The organism is Demetria terragena DSM 11295, assembly GCF_000376825.1.
GTDB lineage: Bacteria > Actinomycetota > Actinomycetes > Actinomycetales > Dermatophilaceae > Demetria > Demetria terragena.
Genome location: NZ_AQXW01000004.1, coordinates 2,036,834 through 2,058,894, shown reverse-complemented (window position 1 = coordinate 2,058,894; position 22,061 = coordinate 2,036,834). Strand labels below are relative to the sequence as shown.

The window sequence follows — 22,061 nt, the reverse complement described above, 5'->3', positions numbered from 1 at the left end:
CGGGGGCCATTGGCGCGCCTTGCCTCAGGAGCTGGTCAGGACTCCGCCAGCACCACGCTGCGGGTGAGTCCCCGCGGCTGATCCGGGTTCACGCCCAGCTCCAAGGCCCTGGCCAAGCACATGCGGTGCACCCGGACCAGGTCCGCGAGCGGATCGATCGGGCGATGTTCGAAGCGGGCCCCCGTGGCGCGTACGTCTCGCTCCAGGCCTTCGGGCACCTCACCGAGCGCCCAGACGACCCGGCCCGGCTGCGCGATGGCGATGGGGCCGTGCCGATAGTCCATGGCGGGGTAGGCCTCTGCCCAGGCCTGGCACGATTCGCGCAACTTCAAGGCGGCCTCGTGTGCCAAACCGATCGTCCAGCCGCGGCCGACAAAGGTCATCTGTTCGGCGTCCCGGAGTTCGGGGTCGACCTGCTCATCAAGCACGGCCTGTGCGTCTGACACCGCAGCCGTCAGGTCATCGCCAAGCGAGGACCGCAGCATCGCCAACGCCGTCGTGGCGAACCGCGTCTGCACCACCGACTGCTCATCAACGTCATCGAGCACGATGACCTGCTGGGCGCGCCGCGCGATCGGAGTGTCCGCCACGGCGACGATAGCCGTCGTTGGAGTGGCCGGGTCGACTGCGGCCATCGCATCCACCACCTCGGTAGTGGTGCCTGACCGGCTCAGCCACACGACCCGGTCATAGCCACGACCCAGCTGATGCTCCGAGCCAGCAAAAGCGTCGGTCACGCCCTGCCCGAGCGCCTCACGCTTCGCGGCATATGCCATGGCCATGAACCACGAGGTCCCGCACCCGACGACAGCCACCCGCTCTCCAGCCACCGGCAATCGGTCAGCGAACTCGTCCGGCCGGTCCGCCACCCGACGCCAGTCGGTCGGCTGGGTCGCGATCTCGCGCTCGAGATGGGTCATCGGAGGGGGCGCTTGAAACTTCATGATCATATTGTGGCCTACCTGCTCATGTTTCGTCACCGTTCTCGCGCCAGCTCTTTATTCAATCAACTGGTTGTTTAAACCGGCGACTCGGCGTACGCTCTTCATATTCAACCGATTAGTTGAGGAGAGTTTCCTGATGGTTGATCCGCTCTCGCAAGTGTTTGCCGCACTCGCCGACCCCACGCGCCGCGACATGGTGGCGCGCCTGGCTCGCGCCGACGCGACCGTCAATGAGCTCGCCGAGCCCTACGACGTGAGCGTCCAAGCGGTGTCCAAGCACCTCAAGGTGCTGGAGGGCGCCGGCCTGGTCTCCCGCACCAAGGAGGCGCAACGTCGCCCCGTCCACCTCGAGGCGCAGGTCTTCGACCTCATGACCAAGTGGATCGAGAAATATCAACGGGAAGCCGAGGAGCGCTACCAGCGCCTTGATGACGTGCTCGACCAGATGAACGGCACGAACCAGGACCACACCAACCAGGGCAAAGGACAGGCATCATGACCCCCACCACCGACCGGATCAGCACGGCGCGCATCGAGGCCGACGAGAATCTCCCGATCATTCACATCACTCGGGACTTCCACGCCAGTGGCGAACAACTGATCCGCGCTCACACCGACCCAGAGATCTTCACTCAGTGGGTCGGTCCGAAGAGCATCGATACGGAGGTCGTCGAGTGGGACGCCCGCACCGGCGGGTCCTACCGCTACCTCAGCCGCCGGGGCGAGGAGGCGTGGGCTTTTCGCGGCTGCTTCCACACCATTCGTCCCGACCGCCTCGTCCAGACCTTCACCTGGGAGGAAATGCCCGATGGCGTCTCGCTGGACACCATGACCTTCGAAGACCTCGGGGACGGCTGGACCCGCATGCACTCCGTCTCGCTCCTGGAGTCACCCGAAGCACGCGACGGGATGCTCGCCTCCGGCATGGAGTCCGGTATCAATGATGGCTATGCCAAGCTCGACGAACTCATCACCGGTGGAACCCTCTAGGGGCTCCACCGGCGACGTGGTTACTTCTTCGCCTCTTTCGCTAGCACGTCCATGCCCTGCGGTCCGTAGGTCTGGGCAACCCAGCGAGTGAAGGAAGTCGCCGCCTGCGGAGCAGCGGTGAGGTCAGCTCCGGTGACCTCGACTGGACGAGGGGTCGCGACCCCGCCACCGGCCACTCGCCATGGGTCGGTGTTCGGTGAGCCGTGGTGCTTAGCGCCCTTGAATAGCGGAGTCCAGTACTCGTAGGTGACTTCCTCTTTCGGGAAAGGCTTGGCCTGCGTGATGGTGACATTCGGCGGGCGCTTGCCGGTCAGGAAGAAGTCGAGGATCGGGCCGTCGACCTCTTCTGTGCCGTAAGGGAAGATCCCGTGCGCACTCTCGTTGTCAACCGCGATGAAACTCGTGTTGGGCAACGTCAGCCCACTGGCACGCCCAAGTTCCCATGCCGTTGCCCCATCGAGTTCGGACTGCACCACGATGGTTTCTGGGTAGGTTTTCGGGTCCGGGATATCCGGCATCACGGTGTCCGTCCGCCAGTAGGCGCACGGTGCGACAGCCGAATTGCCGGCCTCCTCTTGCTGGGCCTTGGTGGGTTTGGCAAAACCCTGCTCGTACCAATCCTTGCCCTGCCGCCACTGCCCATCGTTACAGGCGATCTGGTAGACGTAACTGCTGTCCGTGACCTCCACCATTTTCGCCGAGCCACTAGTCCGGCGCGGCGCCTTCTTCTGCGGTGCCTTGTCCAAGGCGCTGAGCTTGTCCAGCATCCGCAACTGGTCCTTCAGCACCGACCTGTGCAAACCTTTGGCCGAGCCGATCTCCTCAGTGGTCAGCATCGACCGCACGTCCGCAGGCCCCGCGGGCTTTCGGCCCACCAACTCCTTTGACACCGCCGCACGCGAGGCAAAGTCGAACGACCCCGCTCCTGCTTTGGTCAATGTGGCCCTGGCCTGTTTGTCCGACCCGGCCCGAGCGCTGCCCTTCGGCTCTCCAGGATCCTTCGGTTTACGCTTTTCCCACAGATCGAAGTGCATCGTCTGCTGACGCTCTCGAGCGATGACCTGGTTCCACACCCAGGCGTGGCCCAGCCAGGGCTGGTTCACGTCCAGGGCCGAATCCAGCACAAAACGACCACCGTACTTGGCGCCGAACACCTTCGAATACCACGCGCCCAGCCAGGTGCCATACGAATATCCGATGTAGTCCACCTTGGGCAGTTTCAACAGGTGCCGAATGAAGTCCATGTCATAGGCCACCTGCTCCGTGTTCAAAGTTTTAATATCTTTATTCTGACTACACGTCTTCCCGAACGCCTCCATCTGCTCCCACTCAGAAGCGCCTTCGGCGTAAGAATAAGTACATCCGGCATCGCTGCTCCCAAGACCCTTAATGCCGCGAGGCTCAAAACCAAGAATGTTGTAGTACGGCATGAGGTCCGGCATCGCCTCGTCCACCTTCCCCGGATAATGCAGGCCACTACCTCCCGGGCCGCCGGGATTCATGAAGATGGTTCCCTGATAACGCGAATGGCTCGGGTCCCGGTTTTTCAGATGGCTAATCTCGACATCCCAGGTGTCTTTCACGTCTACGTTGTGCCAGTCCTTTGGCACTTTCACCGTCGCACACATCACCTCCTTAGCCTCATTCTGAAGTTCTTTGACACACGGCGTCCACGCCAGTTTCTGCTTCGCCAGCGAGCCTGCCAGCTTGCCCACATTCGGCGTTGCCGGCGCAGCGGCATCCGCCGGCGCGGACCCTGTGAACGTGGCGGCGCTCGAGGCCGCCAGCGCTAGCGCGACGAAAATTCCCATTCCACGACGTGACGACATGTTGTTCCTCCACCGAGGTTCGTCGACCGCTGACTGCAGTCAGACCAGGCCCCTAGTACAGGACCCCCAGCCCGCCAGCACAGATAGAGCACCTGGCAGGTTCCTGCAATGGCGCAGAGCGGCCACAGACTGGCCGCTGACCCAATCGGGCGGCTGAGTCGACTGCGAGCGGGCGCGGTGCTCCAACGGTGTGATGCACCCCACGTCCCTGAAGTGCAAAATTGGTAGACGGGCGCCATACCACAGGGCGTACGCTGAATGGCGTTGATCGACGACACGATTCGCCCAAGGACAGTGGGCGGCCAAGCCGACCAATACCAGGCACCCTCCGGAAAACCGGACCGTACCTGTCCGATATCGCCAGCACCCTGGCGATATCCGTTCTTCGACACACCCTGGGAGGGTCATGTCTACCCCCACTGCTCCGGAGTATCCGGACAAGATTGACGGGGCGGTCCTCAAGATCGCTGGCGTCGTCGTCCTCGGCGCGATCATGTCGATTCTCGACATCACCGTCGTCAACGTCGCCCTTCCGGTCTTCCAGACCGAGTTCGCGACGAGCCCAGACGAGCCCGTGGCGTACTCGACTGTCGCCTGGACGGTCACGGCGTACACGCTGGCGCTCGCCACGGTCATTCCGCTGACCGGCTGGGCCGCCGACCGATTCGGCACCAAGCGGCTTTACCTGCTTGCGGTCGCGTTGTTCACCGCAGGTTCCGCGCTGTGCGCGGCCGCGGGCTCAATCGAGATGCTGATCTTCTTCCGCATCATTCAGGGTCTCGGCGGCGGAATGCTCATGCCGCTCGGCATGACGATCATGACCAAGGCAGCCGGCCCCGACCGCATGGGTCGACTGATGGCCATCCTCGGTATCCCGATGCTGCTCGGCCCCATCCTGGGCCCGATCCTGGGCGGTTGGCTCATCGAAAACCAGAGCTGGCACTGGATCTTCTTGATCAACGTTCCGATCGGTATCGGCGCGATCGCGTACGCCTTCTGGGCGCTGCCGAACGACTCGGCCGCACCATCGGAGTCGCTCGACCTCGTCGGAATTGCGTTGATGTCACCAGGGCTGGCGCTCTTCCTCTATGGCGTGTCCACGATCCCGGAGGCGGGCACCATTCTGGACGCCGAGGTGCTCTTGACGATGCTCGCTGGTGTCGCCTTGATTGCCGCTTTCGTGCGGCACTCCTTCCGTCCCGAGCACCCGTTGCTGGACCTGCGACTGTTCAAGAACCGCAACCTGACCGCGTCGACCCTGACGATGTTCTTGTTCGCGGCCGCCTTCTTCGGTGGACTGCTTCTCGTGCCGACCTACTTCCAACAGGTACGCGGCGAGTCGACGTTGGATGCCGGCCTGCTGGTGGCCCCGCAGGGTCTTGGTGCCATGTTGACCATGCCCATCGCTGGCGCATTGGCCGACAAGTTCCCGGTCGGACGGATCGTCCCGTTCGGCTTGGTCACCATCATCGCGGGCATGTTTGCGATGACCCAGATCGATGCCGACACCTCCTACACCTACCTCATCGCGGTGTTGTTCGTCCTCGGTCTGGGCATGGGCGGCACGATGATGCCGATCATGACTTCGGCGCTGAAGACACTGAAGCACCATGAGGTGGCACGGGGTTCGACCCTGCTCAACATCGTCCAGCAGATCGCCAGCTCGGTCGGGGTCGCGATCATGGCCGTTGTGTTGACCAACAACCTCAAGGACTCCGCGCTTGCCGGCCCGGCGACCGCAACGTGGAAGGACCCAGCGTTGGTCGACAAATTGGGTGGCGAGGCCGTCGTCCAGCAGGGGCTTTCGCAAGCGGCTGACGCCTTCGCGGGAGCCTTCATGGTCGCGGCGATCCTGGTGACACTCACGCTGATCCCGGCGTACTTCCTTCCGCGCAAGAAGGACGAGTCCAAGCTGGTGGACCAGGGCGAAGCGGCACCACCGGTCGTGATGCACTGATCGGTAGGCACTAATCCTGGCGGGATCCCATCCGCCGATGAGGTCCTCCTTCCTGGAAATGGAGGCAGCCGTGGCTCACACTGAGCCATGGCTGCCTCCATCACTCTCCTGGTCAATGGCCAGGCCCATTCCGTGCAGATTGACCCCCGAACCAGTTTGCTCGACGCGCTCCGTGAGCGACTCGATCTCACCGGCACCAAGAAGGGCTGCGATCAGGGCGGATGCGGTGCGTGCACAGTGCTGCTGGACGACCGTCGCGTCCTCTCTTGCCTGACACTTGCCGTCCAGGCGGACGGTCGACCGGTCACCACCATTGAGGGTGTCGCGCATCCGCTGCAGGATGCGATCGTCGAAGCCGACGGGCTCCAATGCGGCTACTGCACTCCCGGTCAGGTGTGTTCTGCGCTGGGTATGCTCGCCGAGCACCGCGCGGGCGCCCCCAGCCATGTCACCGCCGATGTCGCCAGTCATCCCCCGTTGGATCGACAAGAGATCCGCGAGCGAATGAGCGGCAACCTCTGTCGGTGTGGCGCCCACAACGGCATCGTCGAGGCCATCGAAGCTGTCGCTAGCGATGCAAAGTCAGAGGCGGCGGCATCATGAAGCCCTTTGACTACCAACGCCCTTCGAGTGTCGAAGACGCTGTCCAACTGCTCGCCGACACACCGGGCAGTCGCCCGCTGGGCGGCGGCACCAACCTGGTCGACCTCATGCGGGTAAATATCGAGCAGCCCGAGCAGCTCATCGATGTCACGGCGTTGGGGCTCACCAACATCACCCACCTCGACGACCGAGTACGCGTCGAGGCTGGCGTACGCAACTCCGACCTGGCCAACGACGCCCTGCTCCGCGAGCGCCTCCCCCTGGTATCGGCTGCCTTGGTGAGTGGCGCGTCGGCGCAGTTGCGCAATATGGCGACGGTGGGTGGCAACCTGATGCAGCGCAGCCGTTGCTCCTATTTCTACGACCCTCACGCCGCCTGTAACAAGCGTCAGCTCGGCAGTGGCTGTGACGCACGTGCGGGCTTCCATCGGTTGGGTGCCGTGCTCGGCACCAGCGATGCTTGCCTGTCTGCGCATCCTTCTGACCTATGCGTCGCACTGGCCGCGGCGGACGCGACCGTGCAGGTTCGCTCCCGCGACGGCGAGCGCGAGATTGCGTTGACCGACTTCCATCGCCTCCCCGGTGATCGTCCCGACATCGAGACAGCTCTCGAGCCCGGTGAGTTGATCACCAGCATCGAGATTCCCTATCTGCCAAGCGGATTCCGCTCGTCCTATCGCAAAGTACGCGACCGCGCCTCGTACGCCTTCGCCCTCGTCTCGGTCGCTGCTGCACTGCGCGTCGAGGACGGGGTCGTGACTGATGTGCGCCTCGCGTTGGGTGGCGTCGGCACCAAGCCGTGGCGTGCGACGGCAGCAGAGGAATACCTGCGTGGCCGCCCGGCGACCGCGACGGAGTTCACGGCAGCCGCCGACGCCGAACTCGCCGCCGCCCAGCCGACGCCCGACCTGGAATTCAAAGTCGCACTAGCCCGGCGTACGGTCACCGCGACCTTGCGCGACCTCGTGGAGGTGTCCGCATGACCCAGACCACCGCGCCCACTGAATCGCGCGAAACGACAGACCAGAACGTCTCCGACGTCGCCGTGCTTGGTGCACCGCGCAGCCGTCGAGACGGACCAGCCAAGGCCCACGGCGAAGCGCCCTATGCCAACGACTACCCGCACGACAACCTGAGCTATGGCGCCATCGTCCACGCGGTCGGCGCCCATGGCCGAATTCGGTCGATCGACACCTCTGAGGCGCTGGCATTAACGGGCGTGCTCACCGTCGTGACCCACCTCAACGCCCCGCGCCTTGCGTCCGTGAGTGGCCTCCGCAAGCCCAACATGGGCGACCTTCTGGCTCGTGGCACCAAAGTCGACTACCTCAACACCGACGAGGTGCACTATGACGGCCAAGCGATAGCCGTCGTTGTGGCAGAGACAGCCGAGATCGCCGCAGAGGCAGCAGAACTCGTGACCGTCGACCTCGAGCCCCTGAGCGCCAGGATCGACCTCGCGACCGAACGGCACGCCGCCAAGAAGATGCCTGCCATGCCCTACCCGCGCACCGGTGGAAAGAAGGGTGACGCGAAGGCTGCACTGGCTCAGGCACCCGTCTCGGTGGACCTGCAGTTCAGTACGCCAGAGCAAAACCACAATGCGATGGAACTGCACGGGTGCACCGCGCGCTGGGATGGCGACCACCTCACCCTGTGGGATGGCACCCAGGGTCTGGAGTTTGCCCGCAAGTTCTTAGCGGCGCGCTTCCGCATCGGCGTCGGACAGGTACGCATCGTGTCCCCCTTTGTCGGTGGTGGATTCGGCGGTAAAGGTGGCATTTGGGCCCATCAGGTGATCGCCGCGATGGCGGCGCGCGAGGTGGACCGCCCAGTCCGTCTGGCGTTGAGCCGGGAAGGTGTCTATCGAACCGTCGGCGGTCGCCCGCAGACCTTGCAGCGCGTCGCTCTGGGCGCCACTCAGGACGGTCAGATCACCTCGATCATTCACGAAGTCGACCTGCGCAATAGCACTGTCGGCGGGATGGGTGAACAAGTGGTCAGCGCCTCTGCCGACCTCTACGCGAGCGAGAACATCTTGCTCGAGCAGCGCATCACTCCACTCAATCGCCTTCCCCAGACCTTCATGCGCGCCCCAGGTGAGTCGGTTGGGACGTTCGCCCTTGAATCCGCGGTCGACGAGCTCGCCGAGTCTCTGCAACTCGACCCCGTGGAGCTACGGCTACGCAACCAGCCCGAGCATCACCCGCTGACGGGCAACAGATATAGCCATCACACCGTGGGTGAGTCGCTTCGGCTCGGCGCCGAACTCTTTGGCTGGTCCGACCGGGGCCCCGCTGGCTCGATGCGTGATGGCAACCACCTGGTGGGCTACGGCGTGGCGTCCGCGGTGCACCCAGCGATGACCTTCAAGGCCAGCCTCACCCTTCGGCTGCACCCCAACGGCCGGTTGTTGGTCCGGTGCGGATTCCACGACATGGGCATGGGCACCGCTACCGCGACGGCTCAGATGGCGGCGCACCTGCTGGGCATCGACCCGGACGAGGTCGACATCGAGTACGGCACGACCGATGTGCCGTACGGCCCCATGGCGGGCGGTTCGATGCAGTCCGCAAGCATCGCGCAAAGCCTGATCGTGGGCATTGAGGATCTGCAACGCCAGCTCGAGGCGCTTGGGCTCGGCTCCCACGGCGCAGGATCCATGGCCGACGCCATCCAGAGTTCTGGCGCAGAACACCTCGAAGCCGTGGTGGGCGGAAACTCTGGCCTGGGGGCGGTGCGCAGCAACCTTCAGCTCGGCAAGGGCGCCTTCGACGCGATGCGACGGTGGTCCAAGGCGGCCTCGGGCGCCCAGTTCTGCGAGGTTCGGATCGATGCCGATACCGGCGAGACGCGGGTGACGCGCTGGCTGGGGGTCTTCGACATCGGCCGGGTCATCAACCACAAGTTGGCGAGCAGCCAGTTGCGAGGCGGCATCATCATGGGACTGGGCCTGGCCCTGATGGAGCAGACCTTGTATGACCCGCGCACCGGGCGCATCGTCAATCCGAGCCTCACCGAATACCACATTCCGGTGCACGCGGACGTGCCTGCGATCGACATCCACATGCACGACGATCCCGATCCTACGATGCCGCTTGGCGTGGTCGGCGCGGGCGAAGTCGGCATCACGGGCGTCGGCGCGGCGGTGGCCAATGCGGTCTATCACGCGACCGGCCAGCGGGTCCGCGACCTACCCATCACCCTGGATCGCGTCCTCCCCGGCCTGCCCTAACGCCGTTCTGCACTCGTCCGCGAGGTCGTCGCCTCGCGGACGATCTTGGACGTTCGCCCCGCCAGGGTCCATCGTCCGGCATGCTGGGGGCGGAGCCCCGTCGATGAGGAGACATGCGTGCAGATCGGAGTTCTCAACGAGGCCGCGAGCGGTGAAACCCGGGTCTCGGCGACACCTGCGACGGTAGAACGACTCCGCACCCTCGGCTATGACGTGGTGGTGGATCCCGGAGCGGGTGCGTCATCCAGTTTTGCCGATCAGGCCTACGTCGAGGCGGGCGCGACTGTGGGGCCTGCTACCGGAGCTGACATCGTGCTGGGCGTCAATGCACCATCGCGCGAGCAACTCGGTTCCTTGGCTGAAGGTGCCACGGTCATTGCGCTGTTCAACCCGCGCTTCGACGAGCAGGCCGTGGCCGATCTGGCGACCTACCCGATCACGGCCCTGTCGATGGATGCCATCCCGCGCATCTCGCGAGCGCAGTCCATGGACGTGTTGTCCTCGATGGCAAATATCGCGGGCTACCGCGCGGTCGTGGAGGCCGCCCACGAGTTCGGCCGGTTCTTCACCGGTCAGGTCACAGCGGCGGGCAAGGTGCCGCCGGCACATGTCCTGGTCGCCGGGGCCGGTGTCGCCGGCCTGGCTGCGATCGGCGCCGCCGGAAGCCTTGGCGCGGTCGTACGCGCCACTGATCCTCGCCCCGAGGTCGCCGATCAGGTGCGCTCCCTCGGCGGCGAGTATCTCGCGGTCGAGGCGTCGGATGACTCCGATGAGCCCAACACTGGCTACGCCAAGGAGATGGGCGCCGACTACCAAGCGCTTGAGGCCCAGTTGTACGCCGAGAATGCTGCGCAGTCCGACATCATCATCACGACTGCGCTCATCCCCGGTCGCCCCGCGCCTCGCCTGATCACTGCCGAGATGGTCGCGGCGATGCGGCCCGGAAGCGTCATCGTCGACATGGCCGCGGCCAATGGTGGCAATGTTGAGGGCGCAGTGGCGGGCGAGAAAGTCGTAACCGAGAACGGCGTCACGATCCTGGGCTATACCGACCTGGCCGGGCGGCTCCCCACCCAGGCATCCCAGCTCTACGGCACCAATCTGGTCAATCTCCTGACCCTCATGACGCCGGAGAAGGACGGGCGACTGGTGCTCGATCTGGACGACGTCGTACAGCGGTCGATCACCGTCGTCAAGAACGGCGAGAGCATGTGGCCCCCGCCTCCGGTCGAGGTCTCGGCGGCACCAGCGGCCACGAAACCGGTTGCGTCTCCGACAGATTCACCACCCGAGAAACCACCATCACCACACCGTCGAGTGGCGTTCATCGGCGTGGGAGCCGCCGCGCTCTTCCTCGTCGCCGGATTCTCACCGGAAGCACTGCGGGTCCACCTGACCGTTTTCGCGCTCGCGATCGTGATCGGGTTCTACGTCATCGGCAATGTGCATCACGCGCTCCACACCCCGTTGATGTCCGTCACCAACGCGATCTCCGGGATCATCGTGGTCGGCGCGCTCCTGCAGATCGGCGGTGGGGCAGCCATCACCGTGCTCGCTGCGGTCGCGATCCTGCTGGCCAGCATCAACATCTTCGGTGGTTTCGCCGTCACTCGCCGCATGCTGTCGATGTTTGCGAAGGCGTGAGGCGGATATGACTGTCACAACAGCGTCCCAGGCTGCCTACCTCGTTGCCGCGCTCTTGTTTATCCTCGCCCTGGCGGGCTTGTCTAAGCACGACACAGCCAAGGCGGGAAACGCGTACGCGATGACCGGCATGGTCGTCGCGCTCGTCGCCACCATCGCGTTGGCGTTCGATCAAGGTCTCTCGGCCAGCGCCTTCGGAATCCTGGCCGCTGCCATGGTCATTGGCGCATTGATCGGTCTCCATCGCGCGCGGGTCGTCGAGATGACCGGGATGCCCGAACTCATCGCGCTCTTGCATAGTTTCGTCGGCCTGGGCGCGGTGCTGGTGGGCTGGAACGGCTATCTGCACGTCGAGGCGCACCTGGATGGTGAGGAGGCGCAGCGGCTACGAGCGTTGGAAACATTAGGGATTCACCACGCCGAAGTGTTCATCGGTGTCTTCATCGGAGCGGTGACGTTCACTGGGTCGGTCGCGGCGTACCTCAAACTGTCCGCGAAGATCTCGTCGGCGCCGTTGACCTTGCCGGGCAAGAACCTCCTCAATCTCGGTGCGCTGGTGGCCTTTGTCGGGTTCACCATCTGGTTTGTCGTCTCCCCGGCGCTGTGGCTGCTCGTGGTGGTGACGGTGCTCGCGCTGCTGTTGGGTTGGCATCTCGTCGTGTCGATCGGCGGCGGCGATATGCCCGTCGTGATCTCCATGCTCAACAGCTACTCCGGATGGGCGGCCGCCGCGGCTGGCTTCCTATTGGAGAACGACCTGCTCATCGTGACCGGCGCGCTGGTCGGCAGTTCAGGTGCCTACTTGTCCTACATCATGTGCAAGGCGATGAACCGTTCGTTCATCTCGGTGATCGCGGGCGGCTTTGGTATCGAAGCCGGCCCGGCGAGTGACACCGACTACGGCGAGCACCGGGAGACCACGGCGCAGGAGGTGGCCGAGCAGCTTGGCTCCGCCTCGTCGGTCATCATCACCCCCGGATACGGCATGGCTGTGGCCCAGGCCCAGGGTGCGGTGGCTGACCTCACCCGGACCTTGCGCGATCGAGGGGTGGAGGTTCGTTTCGGCATTCATCCCGTCGCCGGACGCCTGCCCGGCCACATGAATGTCTTGCTGGCCGAAGCCAAGGTGCCCTACGACATCGTGCTCGAGCTCGACGAGATCAACGACGACTTTGCTAGCACCGATGTCGTTCTCGTGATTGGTGCCAACGACACGGTGAATCCGGCTGCGGCAGAGGACCCGTCGAGCCCGATCGCCGGTATGCCGGTGTTGAGCGTGTGGGAAGCCAAGCACGTCGTGGTGTTCAAACGGTCGATGGCCTCCGGCTACGCCGGCGTCCAGAACCCACTCTTCTTCCGCGAGAACTCAGCCATGCTCTTTGGCGACGCCAAGGAGCGGGTGAGCGACATCCTGCGCACCCTGTGATCGACCTGACTGGTCAGGCGCGGAAGCCGTCAAAGACCCGATACATGAAGTCCGTTCCCTTGGCGAGAGACTCCACGAAGATCCGCTCATCGTTTCCGTGCATGCCGATCAGTTGGTCGTTGTCGATGACGTAGGGATACACGCCATATCCGGGAATTCCCTTCTCCCGCCACGGTCCTAGGCTCGTGCCCGCCTCGAACAACGCTGGCGCGAAGACAGCGTCCGGATAGGTTTTGCGACTCGCGCGGCGGATGGCGTCGTAGAGCGGTGTGTCGATGTCAGCCGGCTCGGTAGCCCAGTCCTTGTCGAGTTGAGCGAGGTACGCCTTCTCACTCGTGCCCTTGGGGGCACCAACCTTGACCTCGATTCCTTTCTTAGCGAGACGCTTTCGCAGCTCGGCCAAGAAGTCACGGGGCTTCTGCCCGCCAGGCACGGCGCGGCAGTTCACCCGCACGTGGGCCTCCGACGGGATGACGTTCTCCTTGTATCCGGAGTCTTCGATGACGTACGCCGTCGTCGTCCGCAGCAGGGCACTGTGCAAGTAGGGGAAGTCTGACTGCTTCACGACCATCGCGGCGGCCCGCTCGCGCGACGTGCGGTCTTTTGCCTTCAGCATCAAGCGAATTGCCTTGGCGAAGCGTTGATTGTCGGTGGCTCGCGCGAGCGCGGCGAAATATTCGCGTGTCACGTCCGTCAGGTGAACAGGTGCCAGCCAATCGCCGATCTCGGCAACCGCCCGTGAGAGCCGCACAATCGCCGAGTCAGGCATCGGTTTGCTGGAGTGCGTCGCGGTACCGCGGGCGTACAGATCAAGGTTGAAATAGACCTTGTCCTGGCGCGTGACAGAAATGAGCATCGGAGTGGTCCGATCCCGTTGAGCAAGGAACCAACCGCCCTCGGTCAGCACCATGCCACAGTCCAACTTGTCCCAATGGTTCTCTGCGAGCCAACCGGATCCATAGGAACCGGCCTCCTCGTCGCAGTCGGTCAGCACGATGATGTCGCGCTCAAACCGGCCGCCCTCTGATACGTGCTTGAGCAGCGCGCTGACGCTTGCGGCATTGGCCCCCTTCATATCGAGCGCGCCGCGACCATAGATTTCGCCGCCTTTGACCGTCCCCGCAAACGGGTCGACGGACCAGTTCTCGCGTTCGACCGGCACCACGTCGGAGTGCCCGAGCAGGAGCAGTGGCTTGGCGTTGGTCTTGCCCTTGATGCGAGCAATCACGTGGATGTTGTCCGGCTGCGGGGTGGGGATGATCTCGACGGGAACATCGGCCTGTTCCCAGACCGACTTCAACCATTCGCCGTGCTTCTTGGTCTTGCCGCCCTCCCCAAAGTTCTGCGTGTCAAAAGACAACATCTTCTTCAGCAGCTTCAGTGAATCGGTCGACTGCGGTCGGGTTGCCGCCACAGCGGTAGCTGGATCTGAACTCAGCAGTTCGCGGGTCCCGACTCCTGCCGCGGCGATCGCGGCAACGCCGCCGACTCCGGTCAGGAGTTGACGCCGCCCAAGCCGGGGCTCCCGGGAGCTACTCGGCTGGTTCTGATTGTCGGCCATGGTCCATCTCCTCAAGCTGTCGAGTCTTTCGACCGTAGCGCGGACACGCTCGACATAGGTCGATTCTCAACCCTGAATCTCGCTCAGCCAGAGTTGCGCAGCGCTGTTGCCAAACCGTTCATGGTCAACAGGATTCCCCGACGAACCTGCGGGTCGTCGTCGCCGTTGCGATACCGCTGCAGCAGCTCGACTTGCAAGTGATTCAGCGGTTCGAGGTAGGGGAATCGGTTGAAGACCGACCGCTTGAGTGCGGCGTTGTCCCAGAGCAGGTCGTCATGACCTGTCACCCGGGCATACATGCGGACAGTCCTAGCGTGCTCATCGACGAGTTTGCTGAAGACCCGCTCCCGCAACTCCTCGTCTTCAACAAGTCGCGAATACCGTTCTGCGATACCGAGGTCGGACTTCGCCATCACCTGAGCAAGGTTGGACATGACGGTCTGGAAGAACGGCCACTGCTCGTAGTAGTCGCGCAACGTCGCCAGTCGCTGCTCGTCCTCGCCAACCCATTGCTCCAGTGCCGAGCCCGTGCCGTACCAGCCGGGCAGCATGACGCGCGACAAGGACCAACTCATCACCCAGGGGATGGCACGCAGGTCCGAGATCGCCTGGGTCGGCTTGCGAGAGGCTGGACGCGACCCGATGTTCATCGACCCGATCTCTGAGACAGGTGTCGAGGCTTTGAAGTAATCCACGAAACCTGGTGTCTCATGGACGAGTTCGGAGTATGCACCCCGCGCCAGTGCCGCGATCTCATCAAGGTCCTGGTAGGCCGACTCGGTGTTGCCGCCAAGGCCCTCGATATCCAAGACCGAGGACTCCAAGGTTGCCGACACGATCGCTTCGAGGTTGCGGGTCGCGAGCTTGGGTTCGGCATACTTCGCCGCGATAATCTCGCCCTGCTCGGTCAGTCGCAGCGACCCATTCACCGCGCCTGGTGGCTGAGCGAGGATCGCGTCGTAGGAGGGGCCGCCGCCCCGGCCAACCGTTCCGCCCCGGCCATGGAACAAGCGCAACCGAATCTCGGTATCCCGAGCGGCTTCCACCAGATCGAGTTCGGCTCGATACAGCGCCCAATTGGCGGCCATGTAGCCGCCGTCCTTGTTCGAGTCGCTGTAGCCGAGCATGACCTCCTGCAAGCCACCTTTGGAGTCGACCAACTGTCGGTAGGCCGGCTCAGCGAGCACGGCGCGAATGGTGGTCGCGGAGACCTGCAGGTCCTCAATCGTTTCGAAGAGTGGGACAACGTTGACCGAGCACGTCCCGCGCACGGGGTCGAGCAGTCCGGCTTCTTTCAGAAGGACCGCAGCCTCCAGCATGTCCGAGACGCTCGTGCACATGCTGATGATGTAGTTCGGCACCGCTTCCGGCCCGAAGGTACGCACGGCGTGCGCTGCGGCGTTGGTGATGGCGAGTTCTTTGAGGGTCTGCTCGCTGAGATCCGCTGCTGCGCGCTCGCTCAATAGTGGTCGGCGCGAACCCAACTCGGTGACGAGCAGGGCGACGCGGGCTTCCTCGTCCAGATCGGCGTACGCCTCGTGGACGCCTGCCCAAGCGAACAGGTCGGCAATGGTCTCCTCATGCACCTCGGAGTTCTGCCGAAGGTCAAGCCCATAGAGGTGGAATCCGAACGTACGCACCGCTTCTCGCAGTCCCAGCAACCGATCGTCGGCCAGGATGGTGTCGCCCTCGCTTCTCAGCGAACGGTCGATGACATCAAGGTCGGCGAGAAGTTCGGCCGGGGCGCCATAGGCCGTTGCGCCATCAACCTTTTTCGCGCCCTCGGGCGTGGTGTTGAAGAAGCGCTCGTAGGTGGCCTGTAGTCGACCACGGGCCCAGCGCACGGCGCGGCGATAGGGCTCGTCCTCCCGCGCATCCGCCGCATTGAGGTCAGCAAGGACCAGCAGTTCGTCGGTGATCGAGGACATGCGCCGGGACATCGACAGCGCGGTCTCCAACGCGGCGAGCTCACTGAGGTAATGAGTGATCGCCACCTGCGACGCCCGCGCCGACGCTTGCTCGACCACCTCTGCAGTCACGAGCGGGTTGCCATCTCGGTCTCCGCCGATCCAGGAGCCGGCGCGCAGGAGCGGCTCGGGCAGGAGCGCCTGATCGGGGTAGAGCGCGCGCAGTTCGTCTCGTACGCGCGCATTGATCTGCGGCAGCACATCGAACAGCGAGGCCTCGAAGAACCGCAGACCAACTTCGATCTCGTCCTGAATATGCACGCGCTGCAACCGAATCAGAGCGGTCTGCCACAGGGTGACTACCTGCAGGGTGATGTCGTGCAGGGCCTCGCGCTCTTCCTCTTCCGTCAGGGTCATCCGTTCACGACGGCGCATCGTCTGCTTGATGATGTTCTGCGCGTCAAAAACCGTTCGGCGCCGCGTCTCGGTCGGGTGCGCCGTGATGACTGGCACGACTGTCGCGTCGGTCAGGGCCTTGGCGACCTTGTCCCCATCGACGCCAGCTGCCGCGAATTTGGTGAAGGTCGCCGCGAGCGAGCCGTCCGGAGCGGGATCGCCCGCTCGCACGTGCAGTGCGCGGCGGCGTTCGCGGTGCAAGTCTTCGGCAACGTTGGCGAGCAATGCGAACAGGCTGAAAGCTCGAATGACGTGCAGGGAGTCTTGGGTGCTGCTGTCGTCAAAGAGGTGGGCGAACGCCGCGCGGTCGACCTCCTGCCGCCGGACAGCAAACGCGCGCGTCCTGGCTTCCTCGACCAGATCGAAGACCCGGTCGCCCTCCTTCTGTCGAATGACTTGCCCGAGCAAATCACCGAGGAGGCGGATGTCCTGACGAAGCGGCTCGGTTGCGGCGCGCCCCTCGTCGGTGATGTCGAAGACCATGAGTTCCTGGTGGACCATGCCTCCAAGCATGGTGGGCGAACGGCATTCAGGACACTTGATGTTCGTCACGTGAACCGCACGCGACCCAACCGCGCGGATAAGGGTAGCCTTATTCAGTGACCCAACGCGTACCGAAGACTCTGTCCGTGACCCGCACTGAGCAGGTGGGACGCGACCTCGTCCGCGTGTTCCTCGGCGGCTCCGACCTGGTAGAGCTGCCCGACCTCACATATACCGACCACTACGTGAAGCTCTTGTATCCGCCGGAGGGCGCGGACTACACCTGGCCCTTCGACCCCGACGAGATCCGCGAGTCTCGTCCGCGCGCGGAGTGGCCAGTGACGCGCACCTACACCATTCGCAGTCTGGACCGGGCCGCAGGCGAGCTCGCGATCGACTTCGTGGTGCATGGCGACGAAGGGCTCGCGGGACCGTGGGCGGCCCGAGCCAAGCCCGGTGACGTCATCAGTTTCTTCGGCCCTGGCGGCGGGTACGCACCGGCTGCCGACGCAGACGTCCACCTATTGGTCGGCGACGAATCCGCAGCACCAGCGATTGCCGCCGCACTGGATGCCCTTCCTGACGGCTCCCGCGCCCTGGTCTTCATTGAGACCAGCGACCCCGATTCCACCGTGCCGTTGGCCGAAGGTCCACACATCACCACGACTACGGTGCACCGACGCGGTTCGGAGTACGGCGCCCCCCTCGCCGCGGCCGTACGCGCCGCGCCCTGGCCGGAGGGCAACGTGCATGCATTCGTCCACGGCAACGCGGGCATGATCAAGGACCTGCGGCGCTATCTCTTTGTTGAGCGTGAGGTCCCGCGCGACCAGGTCTCAATCTCCGGCTACTGGCGCAGTGGACACAACGAGGATGCCTGGCAGGCCAGCAAGCGCGAGTTCGTGGCGCAGATGGAGGCTGACGAGGCCGCTCTGACGGAGGCCTAGGCGCTACTCCCCTGTTTTCCTTGCTGGAGTCGCCAGCGAAGCCACCACATTGAGCCTCGTATCGCAGTGATCGGTGAGCACCACCGGGCCAGCGGGAAGGTTCACTCGCTCCCTCGTGGCCGATGGATGCGCGAGAAGCGGGGCCCACGACAAGGCCGTGTCAAGGTCGGCCAGACCGAGTTTGGTGACGGCCTCCACCCTGGTCCACGTGAGCCATGGCAAGACACCTTCTCCGCGCAGGCCCGGCGGGGGCTCGGCGCCGATGCGCTCGACATCGATACCGACAGGGCATTCGGCCACCGCGGCAGCCACCACACCCTTGGCATGAGCCCAGGAGACGAAGAGATCGTCACGACCGACGATGCGAGGTGGCCCGTGTGGTCCACCGCAGGTCGGGCAGTGTTGCTCAAAGCGCACCGCCTGCATGGACTCGCGCGTTGTCTCAGCGCCGTCATAGGCCAGCACTAACCGCCGAGCCGCCACCCGTGCGGCCACAAAATCGTCTCGATCGACGGGCATCCGCAACCGTTCATGGCGCCCCCGCTCAACACGACTCAGCGACGACCACGGGTCGGCAAGGTCCTTCACGTCGGTTAAAGGACTGGCCGAGCTGACCACCGTCCACCTTGGATGCGGCACATCTCAACAGTACGCACCGGCTAGACGGCGTTCAGGAATCCGCCACCACTTCGCACCCAAGATTTATTTGCACATATATCATTCACCGCACTACTGTGAACATCATTCACTCTGGGGGCAGGGTGATATGCGCCCGAAGGAGGGTGACCCAGCCCCGCACCATGCCGAGAAGGGGCAACGAGTCACTGATGAGCGCCACCACCTCCACTAATCCTGCCAAGAAGCACGTCTCCCGGCGAACTCTGGCAGCCGGGGCCGCCTGGAGCGTCCCCGCCGTCGCCTTTGCCGCGACTTCACCAGCGCACGCCGCGAGCGACCGCTGCGAAGACAACGGCATTCAACCGTTCCCCGCGCCGATCCAGATGTTCGACAAGGACGACCAGCAGCCCCCCAGCGTCAACCTTTTGCCCTACACGGCGAATGGCTGGACCGCGCGGCGCATCGGCAACCCCGACAAGGGCGGCTTCTCATACTCCAACTTCGCAGGTCGCGGTTTCCGCATGACCCTTGACCCGCAGGCCCAGGCCGGCGCCAGCATCGAGACGGTCATTCAGGCCACGGCGAACACGATCGCGGGTTGCAGTTACACCCTGGTCTCGACCTACGAACTCACCGGAGTCGGAAACGACCGGCCGCTCGTGGCCCGCTTCCAGGTCAACGGAGTCGGCAGCGGACAGCAGGTCAACAGCAACAGCTCCCCGGTCACCGGAAGCATCACCACGACGTTCGTGGCGACAGCAGCCACCACGACCATCGGACTGTGGACGCGCGTTACCGGCACGGCAAACGCCAACGGCGGCGTCGACATCAACATGTCGGAGCCCACGATCACCTGCTCCTGCGCCAACTGATTTTCCAACCTCGTCCCCGTCAGCGCGACCTCTTGGTCACGTCGGCGGGGACGAGGTGTATCACTAGGTAGTGTCAAGCACACTCACCGACCGGAGGTCCTTATGACCAGCCATCTTCCCGCGCTTCCGGATGACGACTGGTCGCGAGTCCTGTGCATCGTCGCCCACCCCGACGACATGGAGTACGGCGCTTCGGCGGCCGTCGCGACCTGGACGGCACGTGGGGTCGAGGTCGCCTACCTTCTGCTCACCTCCGGCGAGGCCGGTATGTCCGACGCCCCCGAACACGTCGGGCCCCTGCGCGCTCAGGAGCAGCAGGCGGCGTGCGACACCGTCGGCGTGTCCTCCCTCACGATCCTGAACCACCCCGACGGGATGCTGGAGCCAGGGCTGCCCCTGCGCCGTGACATCGCGAGGGCTATCCGCACGTTCAGACCCGATGCGGTGGTGACTGCCAACTTCCAGGTCGAGGCCTACGGAATGCTCAACATGGCCGACCACCGAGCCGCCGGCATCTCCGTTGTCGATGGCATCCGGGACGCTGACAACACGTGGGTGTTCCGCGACCTGGCCGAAGACGAGGGCCTGCCGAAATGGCGTACCCGCGCCTTGCTCGTCGCCGGTGACGAGAACCCGACCCACGGTCTGGCAGTCGACAAGGTCGCTGTCGATGCGGCCGTTGCCTCACTGCGCTGCCATGAGGCATACCTGCAGCACGTCACCGGGCATCCCGAACCCGAGGAGTTCATCCCGCAGATCCTGACCCAGGGCGGCGAGGCCATGGGCACCGATTACGCCGTCGCTTTTCGCGTGCACGACATGGGCGGCCTGATGGGAGACTGACTCCCATGAACCTCAGGACTGCGGTCATCGACCGAGCCGGTTGCGCACTTACCTACGACGTCCGTGGTGACCTGCAAGTTGGCGTTCCGCTCGTGGTCTTTGGATCTCCTATGGCGGCCGACGGGTTCGGTGCGCTCGCAAACCAATTCACTGACCGTGCCATCGTGACTTTTGACCCACGCGGGGCAGGGCGCAGCCCCCGCACCGACGGCGCACTGCGGAACACCGTCGACGAACATGCCGACGATCTGGCCGCCGTGATCGGCGCGCTCGGCGTCCATCAGGTTGATCTGTTCGCCAGCAGCGGCGGGGCGCTGAATGCGCTCGTGTTGGCGCAGCGGAACCCGTCCGACGTACGCACGTTGATTGCCCACGAGCCTCCGATCAATGCGGTCCTCCCCGATCGGCACGTGCTCGACGCTGCCGCACAACTGCTGGAGGAGACCTATCAGCAGCGGGGTTTCGGTGCAGCGATGGCTCTCTTTCTCCGCATCGTCATGTTTGAGGGACCGTTCCCGGCGGACTTCTGCGAACAACCACTTCCCGAACCCGCACAGTTCGGCCTTCCCACCGAGGATGACGGCAACCGCGATGACCCGCTCCTTGGTCTCAACGCCGAGGTCACACGCTGGGTGCCTGATCTGGCTGCCCTCCGGTCGGCGTCGTGTCGCATCGTATTCGGAGTTTCTGCCGACTCAGGGCAGGGACTGCCCGGTCGGGCGGCAACGGCGATGGCCCAGGCTCTCGATCTGGACGCGGTCGAATTCCCTTCCCATCACGGGGGATTCGGCTCCGCCGACGATCCAATGATGCCAGGCGACCCGGAAGGGTTCTCGGCGGTGCTACGCCAGACGCTGGACCGCGAGTCTCATCAGAGCGCCTGACCCGAGCCGAGCAAGTTGAGTCGCTGGAACCCGTCGCGCCTCCCAGCGGCTTAGACCCTGCCCGCGATTCATCGCTGCGGCGAGTGTCGCGGCGTCCACGATCGCCGAGCAGGCACCGCGTCCCAGGTTGGGCATCATGGCGTGCGCAGCGTCACCGATGACGACATAGCGGCCGTTGACGTACCGGCTCATAGGCAGAGTGGTCCACAGTCGAGTGGGTACCGTGTCCGCAGCACCGTTGGCCAGCAGTTCTCGTACGGCGGGTGCGGCGCGCGTGAAGCGCTCCGCGGCTTGGGCAAAGGCGGCTTCGGCATCGATCGGTTCGGCGAGATCGCTCGCATGAACACTGAACCAATAGGTGCGCTCGCCCGCGAGCGGTGCAATGCCAAACATGGCGTTGCGCCCCCAATACTCACCCACCACGGCTGGATCGGCTGGGCGTTCACTGATTCCGCGCAATGCCAGGTGCGCCGTTTGCTGTCGCTCGGCGCGGGAGGGGCCACGCAGGCCCGAACCCGACTGCGAACGCCGTCAGCCCCCACCACACGGTCGGCATCGAGCTGGGTCGGGTCAATCACTTCGTGGGTGATGCGACGAACCGTTGTTGGAACCGCGGCATCCAGACAACTCAGGAGTTTCGGCCGCGCCACCAGAAGCGGGCCGGTGGCACGAACGCTGGCGACCCGACGACCATCGAGTCTGAAGAGTGCTCCACCGCGAGCACGATGGCCGTCGGAGGGAAGGGCGCCGAGGGAGGTGAGGTTGCGTACGGCCGCTGCCCACAGGCCGATGGCACTCCCGATCGCCGCGCGTTCGGGCTGCGCCTCGTGGATCTCCACCTCGAACTGTGCCGGATCGAGCG

The 22,061-nt window shown here is 64.4% G+C and carries 18 protein-coding genes; 12 read left to right on the top strand and 6 right to left on the bottom strand.

What is annotated here, in order from left to right:
- Nucleotides 1-35 precede the first annotated feature (35 nt).
- Nucleotides 36-950, bottom strand: a complete 915-nt coding sequence (locus F562_RS0114265) for an SIS domain-containing protein (protein ID WP_018157647.1) — start codon at nucleotides 948-950, stop codon at nucleotides 36-38.
- Nucleotides 951-1,080: 130 nt separating this feature from the next.
- Here F562_RS0114265 and F562_RS0114260 point away from each other — a divergent pair, with 130 nt between their 5' ends.
- On the top strand, nucleotides 1,081-1,443 hold the full coding sequence (locus F562_RS0114260) for an ArsR/SmtB family transcription factor (RefSeq protein ID WP_018157646.1): 363 nt from the start codon (nucleotides 1,081-1,083) through the stop codon (nucleotides 1,441-1,443).
- Nucleotides 1,440-1,934, top strand: a complete 495-nt coding sequence (locus F562_RS0114255; protein ID WP_018157645.1) for an SRPBCC family protein — start codon at nucleotides 1,440-1,442, stop codon at nucleotides 1,932-1,934. Before F562_RS0114260 ends, F562_RS0114255 begins: the two co-directional genes overlap by 4 nt.
- Before the next feature lie 20 nt (nucleotides 1,935-1,954).
- On the opposite strand, the gene F562_RS0114250 is transcribed toward F562_RS0114255, so the two are convergent.
- Nucleotides 1,955-3,649, bottom strand: coding sequence for an alpha/beta fold hydrolase (locus F562_RS0114250; protein WP_169333393.1), 1,695 nt, complete (start codon nucleotides 3,647-3,649; stop codon nucleotides 1,955-1,957).
- A gap of 520 nt (nucleotides 3,650-4,169) precedes the next feature.
- Here F562_RS0114250 and F562_RS0114245 point away from each other — a divergent pair.
- The 6 genes from F562_RS0114245 to pntB all read left to right on the top strand — a co-directional run bounded on the left by F562_RS0114245 (nucleotide 4,170) and on the right by pntB (nucleotide 12,628).
- Nucleotides 4,170-5,720: a DHA2 family efflux MFS transporter permease subunit gene (locus tag F562_RS0114245; RefSeq protein ID WP_018157643.1), complete on the top strand. Its 1,551-nt coding sequence runs from the start codon at nucleotides 4,170-4,172 to the stop codon at nucleotides 5,718-5,720.
- An 87-nt stretch (nucleotides 5,721-5,807) separates the two neighbouring features.
- Nucleotides 5,808-6,323, top strand: a complete 516-nt coding sequence (locus F562_RS0114240; RefSeq protein ID WP_018157642.1) for a (2Fe-2S)-binding protein — start codon at nucleotides 5,808-5,810, stop codon at nucleotides 6,321-6,323.
- Nucleotides 6,320-7,306, top strand: coding sequence for an FAD binding domain-containing protein (locus F562_RS0114235; protein ID WP_018157641.1), 987 nt, complete (start codon nucleotides 6,320-6,322; stop codon nucleotides 7,304-7,306). The genes F562_RS0114240 and F562_RS0114235 overlap by 4 nt, the downstream gene beginning before the upstream one ends.
- Nucleotides 7,303-9,558 (top strand): xanthine dehydrogenase family protein molybdopterin-binding subunit, encoded by a 2,256-nt coding sequence (locus tag F562_RS0114230; RefSeq protein WP_018157640.1) that lies wholly within the window; start codon nucleotides 7,303-7,305, stop codon nucleotides 9,556-9,558. Before F562_RS0114235 ends, F562_RS0114230 begins: the two co-directional genes overlap by 4 nt.
- Nucleotides 9,559-9,675: 117 nt before the next feature.
- Entirely contained in the window at nucleotides 9,676-11,202 is a 1,527-nt protein-coding gene (locus F562_RS0114225; protein WP_018157639.1) for a Re/Si-specific NAD(P)(+) transhydrogenase subunit alpha, read from the top strand.
- 7 nt (nucleotides 11,203-11,209) lie between these two features.
- A complete protein-coding gene (pntB, locus tag F562_RS0114220; protein ID WP_018157638.1) occupies nucleotides 11,210-12,628 on the top strand; it encodes a Re/Si-specific NAD(P)(+) transhydrogenase subunit beta in 1,419 nt (472 codons plus the stop codon).
- Between the two features lie 13 nt (nucleotides 12,629-12,641).
- On the opposite strand, the gene F562_RS0114215 is transcribed toward pntB, so the two are convergent.
- Together F562_RS0114215 and ppc are read right to left on the bottom strand one after the other, a co-directional pair.
- Nucleotides 12,642-14,189 (bottom strand): M20/M25/M40 family metallo-hydrolase, encoded by a 1,548-nt coding sequence (locus F562_RS0114215; protein WP_018157637.1) that lies wholly within the window; start codon nucleotides 14,187-14,189, stop codon nucleotides 12,642-12,644.
- An 83-nt stretch (nucleotides 14,190-14,272) separates the two neighbouring features.
- Entirely contained in the window at nucleotides 14,273-17,053 is a 2,781-nt protein-coding gene (gene ppc / locus F562_RS0114210) for a phosphoenolpyruvate carboxylase (RefSeq protein WP_018157636.1), read from the bottom strand.
- 128 nt (nucleotides 17,054-17,181) lie between these two features.
- On the opposite strand from ppc, the gene F562_RS0114205 reads away from it, so the two are divergent.
- Nucleotides 17,182-17,982, top strand: coding sequence for a siderophore-interacting protein (locus F562_RS0114205; RefSeq protein WP_051080249.1), 801 nt, complete (start codon nucleotides 17,182-17,184; stop codon nucleotides 17,980-17,982).
- A 3-nt stretch (nucleotides 17,983-17,985) separates the two neighbouring features.
- Here the strand turns inward: F562_RS0114205 and F562_RS20345 are convergent, their stop codons facing one another.
- On the bottom strand, nucleotides 17,986-18,570 hold the full coding sequence (locus tag F562_RS20345) for a 4'-phosphopantetheinyl transferase family protein (RefSeq protein WP_018157634.1): 585 nt from the start codon (nucleotides 18,568-18,570) through the stop codon (nucleotides 17,986-17,988).
- A 239-nt stretch (nucleotides 18,571-18,809) separates the two neighbouring features.
- Here F562_RS20345 and F562_RS0114195 point away from each other — a divergent pair, with 239 nt between their 5' ends.
- The 3 genes from F562_RS0114195 (at nucleotide 18,810) to F562_RS0114185 (ending at nucleotide 21,199) form a co-directional block, all read left to right on the top strand.
- A complete protein-coding gene (locus F562_RS0114195) occupies nucleotides 18,810-19,472 on the top strand; it encodes a hypothetical protein (protein ID WP_018157633.1) in 663 nt (220 codons plus the stop codon).
- A gap of 102 nt (nucleotides 19,473-19,574) precedes the next feature.
- Complete coding sequence (locus F562_RS0114190; RefSeq protein ID WP_018157632.1) at nucleotides 19,575-20,315, top strand: PIG-L deacetylase family protein; 741 nt, start codon at nucleotides 19,575-19,577, stop codon at nucleotides 20,313-20,315.
- A gap of 5 nt (nucleotides 20,316-20,320) precedes the next feature.
- Nucleotides 20,321-21,199, top strand: a complete 879-nt coding sequence (locus tag F562_RS0114185) for an alpha/beta fold hydrolase (protein WP_018157631.1) — start codon at nucleotides 20,321-20,323, stop codon at nucleotides 21,197-21,199.
- On the opposite strand, the gene F562_RS20340 is transcribed toward F562_RS0114185, so the two are convergent.
- Nucleotides 21,158-21,592 (bottom strand): FAD-dependent monooxygenase, encoded by a 435-nt coding sequence (locus F562_RS20340; protein ID WP_018157630.1) that lies wholly within the window; start codon nucleotides 21,590-21,592, stop codon nucleotides 21,158-21,160. The two genes, F562_RS0114185 and F562_RS20340, sit on opposite strands and share 42 nt — an antisense overlap.
- Nucleotides 21,593-22,061: the final 469 nt, after the last annotated feature.